Source organism: Paracoccus litorisediminis (assembly GCF_009711205.1).
In the GTDB taxonomy this organism is placed as follows: Bacteria; Pseudomonadota; Alphaproteobacteria; order Rhodobacterales; family Rhodobacteraceae; genus Paracoccus; species Paracoccus litorisediminis.
Window position 1 is genome coordinate 1 of sequence record NZ_WMIG01000046.1, and the last position, 7,486, is coordinate 7,486.

At 61.8% G+C, this 7,486-nt stretch carries 12 protein-coding genes; 5 read left to right on the forward strand and 7 right to left on the reverse strand.

All coding sequences use genetic code 11. The annotated features are described in order from the left end of the window. Nucleotides 1–749: NAD(P)/FAD-dependent oxidoreductase (locus tag GL300_RS25780; protein WP_155042538.1), on the forward strand; the 749-nt coding region annotated here is incomplete at its 5' end. Nucleotides 750–761: 12 nt separating this feature from the next. Here the strand turns inward: GL300_RS25780 and GL300_RS25785 are convergent. The 4 genes from GL300_RS25785 to ku form a co-directional block, all read right to left on the reverse strand. Further along, a complete protein-coding gene (locus GL300_RS25785) occupies nucleotides 762–947 on the reverse strand; it encodes a DUF3008 family protein (protein WP_155042547.1) in 186 nt (61 codons plus the stop codon). Nucleotides 948–1,000: 53 nt separating this feature from the next. Continuing rightward, the gene (locus tag GL300_RS25790; protein ID WP_155042539.1) at nucleotides 1,001–1,297 is read right to left on the reverse strand and encodes a PRC-barrel domain-containing protein; all 297 of its coding nucleotides are present in this window, start codon (nucleotides 1,295–1,297) and stop codon (nucleotides 1,001–1,003) included. 34 nt (nucleotides 1,298–1,331) lie between these two features. Then, the gene (locus GL300_RS25795; protein ID WP_370576990.1) at nucleotides 1,332–1,682 is read right to left on the reverse strand and encodes a PRC-barrel domain-containing protein; all 351 of its coding nucleotides are present in this window, start codon (nucleotides 1,680–1,682) and stop codon (nucleotides 1,332–1,334) included. A gap of 105 nt (nucleotides 1,683–1,787) precedes the next feature. Next, a complete protein-coding gene (ku, locus tag GL300_RS25800) occupies nucleotides 1,788–2,435 on the reverse strand; it encodes a non-homologous end joining protein Ku (protein ID WP_155042541.1) in 648 nt (215 codons plus the stop codon). 228 nt (nucleotides 2,436–2,663) lie between these two features. Between ku and GL300_RS26550 the strand changes: the two genes are divergently transcribed. Both GL300_RS26550 and GL300_RS26555 read left to right on the forward strand, forming a co-directional pair. Beyond that, nucleotides 2,664–3,521, forward strand: coding sequence for a PAS domain S-box protein (locus tag GL300_RS26550; protein WP_211595413.1), 858 nt, complete (start codon nucleotides 2,664–2,666; stop codon nucleotides 3,519–3,521). Continuing rightward, nucleotides 3,521–4,084, forward strand: a complete 564-nt coding sequence (locus GL300_RS26555; RefSeq protein ID WP_211595415.1) for a sensor histidine kinase — start codon at nucleotides 3,521–3,523, stop codon at nucleotides 4,082–4,084. Before GL300_RS26550 ends, GL300_RS26555 begins: the two co-directional genes overlap by 1 nt. 365 nt (nucleotides 4,085–4,449) lie before the next feature. On the opposite strand, the gene GL300_RS25810 is transcribed toward GL300_RS26555, so the two are convergent. Together GL300_RS25810 and GL300_RS25815 are read right to left on the reverse strand one after the other, a co-directional pair. Beyond that, entirely contained in the window at nucleotides 4,450–4,890 is a 441-nt protein-coding gene (locus GL300_RS25810; protein WP_155042542.1) for a hypothetical protein, read from the reverse strand. Between the two features lie 257 nt (nucleotides 4,891–5,147). Next, nucleotides 5,148–5,708 (reverse strand): PRC-barrel domain-containing protein, encoded by a 561-nt coding sequence (locus tag GL300_RS25815; protein WP_155042543.1) that lies wholly within the window; start codon nucleotides 5,706–5,708, stop codon nucleotides 5,148–5,150. Nucleotides 5,709–6,104: 396 nt separating this feature from the next. Here GL300_RS25815 and GL300_RS25820 point away from each other — a divergent pair, with 396 nt between their 5' ends. After that, nucleotides 6,105–6,365 carry a WGR domain-containing protein gene (locus GL300_RS25820; protein WP_155042544.1) on the forward strand — a complete coding sequence of 87 codons (261 nt, stop codon included), beginning with the start codon at nucleotides 6,105–6,107 and terminating at the stop codon, nucleotides 6,363–6,365. A 95-nt stretch (nucleotides 6,366–6,460) separates the two neighbouring features. Here the strand turns inward: GL300_RS25820 and GL300_RS25825 are convergent, their stop codons facing one another. Further along, nucleotides 6,461–6,709 (reverse strand): hypothetical protein, encoded by a 249-nt coding sequence (locus tag GL300_RS25825; RefSeq protein ID WP_155042545.1) that lies wholly within the window; start codon nucleotides 6,707–6,709, stop codon nucleotides 6,461–6,463. A gap of 650 nt (nucleotides 6,710–7,359) precedes the next feature. Between GL300_RS25825 and GL300_RS25830 the strand changes: the two genes are divergently transcribed. Continuing rightward, the coding region (locus GL300_RS25830; RefSeq protein ID WP_155042546.1) for an ArdC-like ssDNA-binding domain-containing protein at nucleotides 7,360–7,486 on the forward strand (127 nt) is incomplete at its 3' end.

Below are 7,486 nucleotides of genomic sequence, written 5' to 3' on the forward strand. Positions count from 1 at the left end.
TTGCGTGCGACTATCTAGACCAAGCGGAACTCATGCAGCGCTTCGGCATCGACCGCAGCGCTGCGATCCTGTCCGGTGCCTCGGCCTCGGCGAATCCGGGGCAATTGACCGCTGGCCTGCTAACCGTGGCGCAGGCGCGCGGGGCCGAGATCGCCTCGCCCGTGGAAATTACAGATCTGGCGGAAACCGGCGACAGCGCCACCCTTGCCACCCGCGAGGGCGGTGTGCTGACCGCAGAGCAGGTGGTCTTTTGCACCGGTTACGAATTCCTGCCGGTGATGGAAAGCCGTGCACATCGCATCACCTCGACCTGGGCGCTGGCCAGTCACCCCCGCATCGCGCGGCCCGACTGGCTGGACCGCTCGCTGGTTTGGGAGGCATCGGAGCCCTACCTGTATTTCCGCAGCGCACGTGATGGCCGGATCATCGCGGGCGGCGAAGACATGGACGACCCAGAAGCCTATCGCGACCCAGCGCGGCTGCATGCTAAAGCCCGGCGCATCGCGCTGAAATTGCGCAATCTTTGCGGAATCGAGATCGGTTCACCCGCCTATGTCTGGGCTGCACCCTTCGGCAATACCAGCGACGGCCTGCCGATCATCGACAGGGTTCCGGGCTTCAGCCGCGCCCATGCCGTTATGGGCTTTGGCGGCAATGGCATCACGTTTTCCATGATCGCCGCCCAGATCATCGCGGCGCGGCTCTCGGACAAACGTGATCCCGACGAGGAGTTGTTTGCCTTTCGCTAGGCCTCGCATTCATCACTGTTTCACATGCTCGGGCTTGCCCTTGCGTTTGGTGCTGGCCATTTCTTCCAGCTGGGCTTCGGTCATCGACTCGGCCATCTCTTTGGATGCACCGCGCAATTCGCCTTTCGGTGTCTCGTCGCGCTTTGCGGACAGAGCGGCACCCGCTGCCTTTTGCTGGGCTTTTGATTTGGCTGGCATTTTCAACCCCTGCTCAAGGTGGTGGCGGCACCGGTCGGTGCCGCCGGAAAAGGTCAATGGCGATGTTCCGGGAGAGCCTTGAGATCCTCCTTGCCATAGCGCGTCACGCCATGGACAGCGCCGTCCTCGTCGCGCATGAAATCAATTTCCGTGATCCCGATCGCGACGGGCTTCACCCCAAGGCCCAGAAAACCACCGACATCGATGACGGCCTGCGCGCCCGGCCCCGATCCGTGCAGATGCGAGACGGTACCTACGCGCTCATCCTCGGGTCCGTAGATGGTCGCGCCCGAAAGCGCGGCATCGGTCAGCTCGGCCTCGTTCAGCCGCTGATGCAGAGTATGGTCCATTGTCAATTCCTCTTGGCTGATGTTTGCGGGGCATTCAGACCCAGTACGGCGGAATGCCGTAATAGTCGTAGGTCCGGGTCTCCCATTCGCGGTCCCGGTCCCAGTTTTCGCTTCGGGCGGGTGCGCCGGTCACCTGCGCCTCGGTCAGGTCAGTGACGAAGCCGCCCATGGCGAGATCGTAGCTGAGCGCGTGCCAGGGCACGGGCAAATGCTCTTCTCCAAGGCCCAGAAAACCGCCAAAGCCCATCACCGCATAGGCAACCTTGCCGGAAACCTTGTCGATCATCAGGTGGTCGATGGTGCCGATATGGCTGCCATCGCGGCCGTAAACTGCGGTGCCACTCACATTGGCCGACGAAACCAGTGCTCCAGTGGTATCATTCATCATGAGTTCCTTTCGCTCGGCTCACAGGCATCATTGAGGATGCGTCAGTGATGTTCCGGAACGGCTCTAACCTGCGACACCACGATTTGTTTCCGCCCGGCCGGATCATTTTCCTTTGTTGGCCGCGATCAGGCCTGTAACGGCTTCTCTGCCCGAGCATGGTCCAAATGAAACCGACCATTGCCTCCGCAATGGCCGTGGTGACGAGATCCTTTGCGTTGCACCGCAATTACCTTTCCCGGGCTTCTCGGCTGGGGCCTTTGTCGTCTTGGGCTTGCTTCGGCCCTTTTTCTTGGCAGCGATGATGTCCAGAAGCCGGTCCTGAACCGGGTCGTGGGCCATTTCGGGCGACCAGGGTCGGGTCCGATCCTTGATCAGCCGGGTCACCAGCCTCAGTGCCGCCGGATCGCCGTAAGACGTGTCCAGGCCGCCGAAATAATCGCCCTCGGGGCGGACCTCATCGCCATAGCGCAGGGTCCACAAGACAATTCCCTTCCCGCACGGCACCAGCAACACCGCGCGTTCGCGCCGATAGAGCACCAGCCGCGATATCCCGACCATATCCGATTTCGCCATGGCCTCGCGGATGACCGAGAAGGCCTCGACCCCGATCCGGTCGTCGGGGATCAGGTAATGCGGCTTGTCATACCAGATCCAACCGATGCTGCCCGCGGGCACGAACATGTCGATGTCGATCGTGCGGGCGCTGTGCAGCGCGATGCTGTCCAACTCCTCATATAGACGCGGTGCCATATGGGGCTCGCTTGGTAGGGGCGTGGGTCAACGTGGCGCAAAAGCAGAGGTTCCAGCCGGTCCCGACCCGAAAAAACCAGCCTTGCGCAGGACTGGTGCAATCATCTGGGCCGCTGCCACCAATGGCCTTAGCGTCGATCATGACGTGGCCAAATGGATCCGAATAATCTTCTGATTTTGCGTTAAAATGCGTTGTATGCTCTCGCTAAAGTGAGCGGGAGGATGCGTATGGCTGCAGCACTGGATCTGAACCCGAGCGAGATGGCGCGGTTGATTGCGGCTCTCGATTGGCCAAGCTGTGCGCTGGGACCGATGCACGAATGGCCTGCCTGCCTGAGGGCGGCCGTTGATCTTGCGTTACCGGCGCATGCCCAGATCGTCATCTTTGCCGGCGAGGATTACGTCGCGCTTTACAACGATGCCTATGCCCCGACCATCGGCAACAAGCACCCGACCGCGCTGGGTCGCCCCGCGCGCGAGCATTGGACCGAGCTGTGGTCGGATCTGGAACCGTTGCTGAAGCAGGTGAGAACCTCTGGAAGGACCGTCTCGGCGCGGGATCGACCGTTCCAGATCAACCGGCACGGCTATGTCGAGACGGTTTATTTCGATATTTCCTATTCGCCGATTCGGGACGAAAACGGCCAGATCCACGCCGTCCTGTGCATCGTCGCCGAGACCACCGAGCGCGTCGCTGCCCTGAATGCGGAACGGCGCCTGTCAGCCATTGTCTCATCCTCGACCGATGCGATTTTGGGGATGGATCTGGATCAAAGGATCACCGCCTGGAACCGGGGTGCCGAGGCGCTTTACGGCTATGCCGAGCATGAAGTCCTAGGTCGGCCGGTGACCCTGCTTGTGCCGCCGGATCGTCCGGAAGAAGAAAACCTGATCATGGCGCAAATCATGAACGGCACCCGGATTGACACGCATGAGACCCAGCGCCTGCACAAGAACGGCACGTTGATCGACGTGTCGCTGTCCGTGTCGGCAATCCATGACCGGAATGGCCGGATCGTCGGGGCATCGAAGATTGCGCGCGACATTGGCGGTCGGAAAAAGGCCGAGCGGTTGCAGCGGTTCTGATGGGTGAACTCAAGCACCGCGTCAAGAACGTCCTCGCGACCGTGCAGGCCATCGCGAGCCAAAGTTTCGGTTCGGCTGAGCCCGAGAGGTTCAGGGGCTTTTCGGATCGCCTGCGCGCCTTGGCCCGGGCCCATGACCTGCTGACCATGCAAAGCTGGGAGGGCGCGACATTGACCTCGGTCGTGAACGGGGTTGTTTCCGCATTCGGGAACGAGCGCTTTCACATCGACGGTCCCGACCTTCATCTGCCACCGCGCGCGGTGGTCACCTTGTCGATGGCCTTGCACGAACTGGCGACCAACGCGGCGAAATACGGCGCGCTGTCCGTGCCGACGGGCAGCATTTCGATCGACTGGACCTATTGTCCGAACAGGGCGGATTTCCAACTCATCTGGCAAGAAACGGGCGGGCCTGCTGTCAACCAGCCGACCGGTACTGGCTTTGGGTCGATGCTGATCAAGGATGTTCTGGCCGCCGAACTGAACGGCGAGGTCGAGCTCGACTATGAGCCGACGGGGGTGATCTGTCGAATCCGCGCCCCGATTGACGCCAGTTGGGACTGACGCGGATTGCAGCCTGTGCAGTGCTTCCCCAAAGTAATAGTTGGCGTATAACATGCCGCGACACTTTTACGAAACGCGGCAGGTTAACCCATCGGCCAAGTTGCTCGCGGGAGGCAAGTTCGAAAGAAGAACGTGCGGGTCGCTGCCCTTCGCTTATGGAAATGCGCTCCTGAGCTACTCTCTTGCCCTGCTGGTCGGTTTCGATTTGGTTGAAGTAGACCACGGCGGGCGGTTGTCCGCCATGGGCGGCATGAGGCCGCTCGGTTTGGCAATCCTCTGGTCAGATTGAGCGCGTACCCGGACCAGTTTCGGCTCTGAACACTATCGCTGGTCGCAAGATGCGCCCATTCTGGCGCAGATTGTGATCAGCCGGCTTTCGCGGCCTCCACCGCCTTCATGCAGGCTTCCTCATCGCCTGCGGCCAAGGCCGCGCGTGCCTCCGCAAGCGAAGTGGCCGGGGACGATTCCTTCGACGCTTCAGCGGCCGCAGTGGGCTTGCCCTCCTGCTGCGCCTGTGCGTCGGCTGCCGACATAGCCTGATCGGTCTTGTCAGCAGTTCCCTGACCTTCCAGCGGTGCGAGCGTGCCGTCCTTTGCGACGGCGTCAGAGGATGGTTTCTCTGGCGGGGCCGTTGCCTGCTGCTGCGTGCTGGCGGGGCCGTCCTGCAGCGGGGCCAGAGAGCCGTCCTTGGAAATGCCTTCAGTCGGCCCTGATGTTCCACTGTCCAGTTTGGCAATCTCCGCTGCACAGTCGGCCTGTGCGGCCAGCGACGAGAATGTGACAAGCGCGCCACTTGCGACGATCATGTAAAATCTGTTCATACTGAGTCCTCCAGATTGTCGGGAAGTCCCTGCGTTTCCTTAAGCCAAACCTGATGTGAGGGCGTTTGTTCCAACCGCGGCGGGACACATTTTGCAGCCGAACCGGATGCAGCAAGCTCCGCTTTGCCAGAATGCTTTGATTCCTCAGGTCAAAAAAGCGCTAGGCGAAGAAAAGACCTCCGCCCCAAGATGGAGCGGAGGATGTTCATCCCTTCAATCAAGTCAGCTTGGCAAGCCCAGTGTCACATGTCCGGCCACTCAAAGGCCGGCGCGGCTTCCAGTGCAGCCTTGTTGGCGGTGAAGACGATGAAATAATCGTTTTCAGAGTCCCCGTCGCGGATCACGCGCAGCTGGTCCATTGCCACCGCCACGGATTTTTCCCCCATGCCAAGGAATCCACCCACATCGACAAGGACCGCCTTCAACTGGCCGTCCTTGTTGAGCACCAGGTCACTGATTTCACCGACGTTGTCCCAGCCTTTGTCCACCTCATTGATCTGGGCACCGGGATCGACATCCATCTCCGAGGTGTAAAGACGCTTCCCGATGAAGGTTTCGGCAGACATGTCGCCAGCGGCGGCCATGTAGGAGAATCCGGCCGCAGGCGCAGTCGTGGTCGCGTCATTTGGAGCGACCGCCGCATCGGGAGCCGGGGCCGCGGGCGCTGTCGCCGCGCTGTCCGCCGGCATCGGGGTCCCCGGGGCGTCTGTCGTGGCGGGCGGCGCGGTTTCCGGCGCGGTTTGTGCGAGAGCCGGGCCTGCCAGGATTGCGATCATAGCGGATGTGGCAAAAAGCTTGTTCATGTCTCGATCTCCTCGTGTCTCCGGTGTCACCCGGCTGTGGGTCCAACAGGCGGAAGGCGGCGATGTTCCCGCGGAAAAATTATTGTGATCTGGGCGACTAATGCGGATCCCGTGCGTTCGCGCGGCATGGCAGGCGCGCGCGATGCCGACCTGCTCGGCTCATTGTGGGGCACCGAAATCGAAGGCCAAATCACGGGGCTGTCGCGTCATGGCACCGAAAGCAACGCTTCGGGATTGGTGTCCCAAAGAAGAAAGCCATAATCGGCTAGTAGGTTTATGCCGCAGTTCGGTTAACGCTTACACCGCACCCATAAAGTAAGAGAGAGCCAAATTTCAGCGCCTTGGCGACAAATGCCTACTGGTGCTATTCTGGCCCTGCTTGGAGGTCAGGCATCGATGCGCGATCTTGAAGATCAGATTGATGTGTTTCCGCGCGAGATGGTGCTGCGGCGGATCGATCCCGAGCGCAATATGTGGCGCTTCTATCGCCTCGCGGTCGAGCCCGATCTTTTCGGCGGCGCCAGCCTGGTGCGGCAATGGGGGCGGATCGGCAGGCCAGGGCAGCAATTGAGCGAAGCACATGCCGACGAGGGGCTGGCGATCAATGCGCTGCTGCGGCTTGCCGCCGCCAAACACAGGCGCGGCTATCGGACCTGATTGCCACGCTGTCACAGCGATACGATCGATGCAGGCCGCGCGTCGCGAGCAGCTCAACCGCTCGGAAACGCGAAAGACGCTTTGACGTGCCCGGCTCAGCTCTCGACAGAGAGTTGACTCAAAGCTTCGCTGATCTCGACCGGATCATGCGGCAAATCGGTATCAAAGAGCTTGGTGGCGAGGTGGCGCAGCAGCACGATCTCTGTGGCCATCACCGACGCCACCTTGCCTTGCAGATTGGCGAGATCGGCGGAATGCAGCGCGGCATCGAGCTCGCTGAGCGACTGTGCGGCTCTGGTGATGCTGGTGAGGATTTCGGCGCTGGTCTGGCTGTCGAGGGGCAACGCTTGGCTTCCTTTCCATGATTCTGAGGCACGCAATAGTTGTATGAGCGCAACGAGGCCACCGCTTGTGCGGTTCCTTGGCGGATTCTTGCAGCGGTTTTACCTCGAAACCGGCGGCAAATTGCCGCTGTCATGGACCTTCCAGGGGTGAGTGCCGGCGAAGCGCCGGCATGGCGGCAAGCGTAACCTCCGGAGTACCGATGTCCGTGGCCTTTGTGGCGCTGGTCTCCAGCGGACCTTTCCTCAGTGAACCAATGAGGTCCGCGCGAAAGAGCGCGGCCCGAGCCGGGAAATTGTCGGTGCGGCGGATCGACCGGGCCAGGGCCCGGCTCACCGCCGCACCGCGGTCTTTTCCAATCCAGAACTGTCCGCCTCGCATCCCCGGCGCGGTCGGATCAATGGGCAAGCGCCGCGCGGACGCGCGTCGGCGCGTACCCGGGCCGTGTCCTCGCGCTCCTGCGCTGCGGGCCGCACCACCCCGGTCCCGCGCCCCATGACCGCCCGCGCCGGGGCCACGGGCCGGGCTTTGCCCTTCCCGCTCTGCCCTCCGGAAACCACGGGGGTTTTCCAGAGAACAGACGGAAAGGCTCCGCCCAAAGCGGACGAGGGGGCGAGAGGCCCAACGCCGCGAAATCAATGGAGGGCCGAGGATGGCATACGATCTTTATCAGCAGGTGACCGACAGCATCATTGCCAGTCTTGAGGCGGGCAGCCCGGCATGGCGCAAGCCCTGGACCGGCGAAGGCAAGGCGGCACAGATGCCCTTGCGCGGCAATG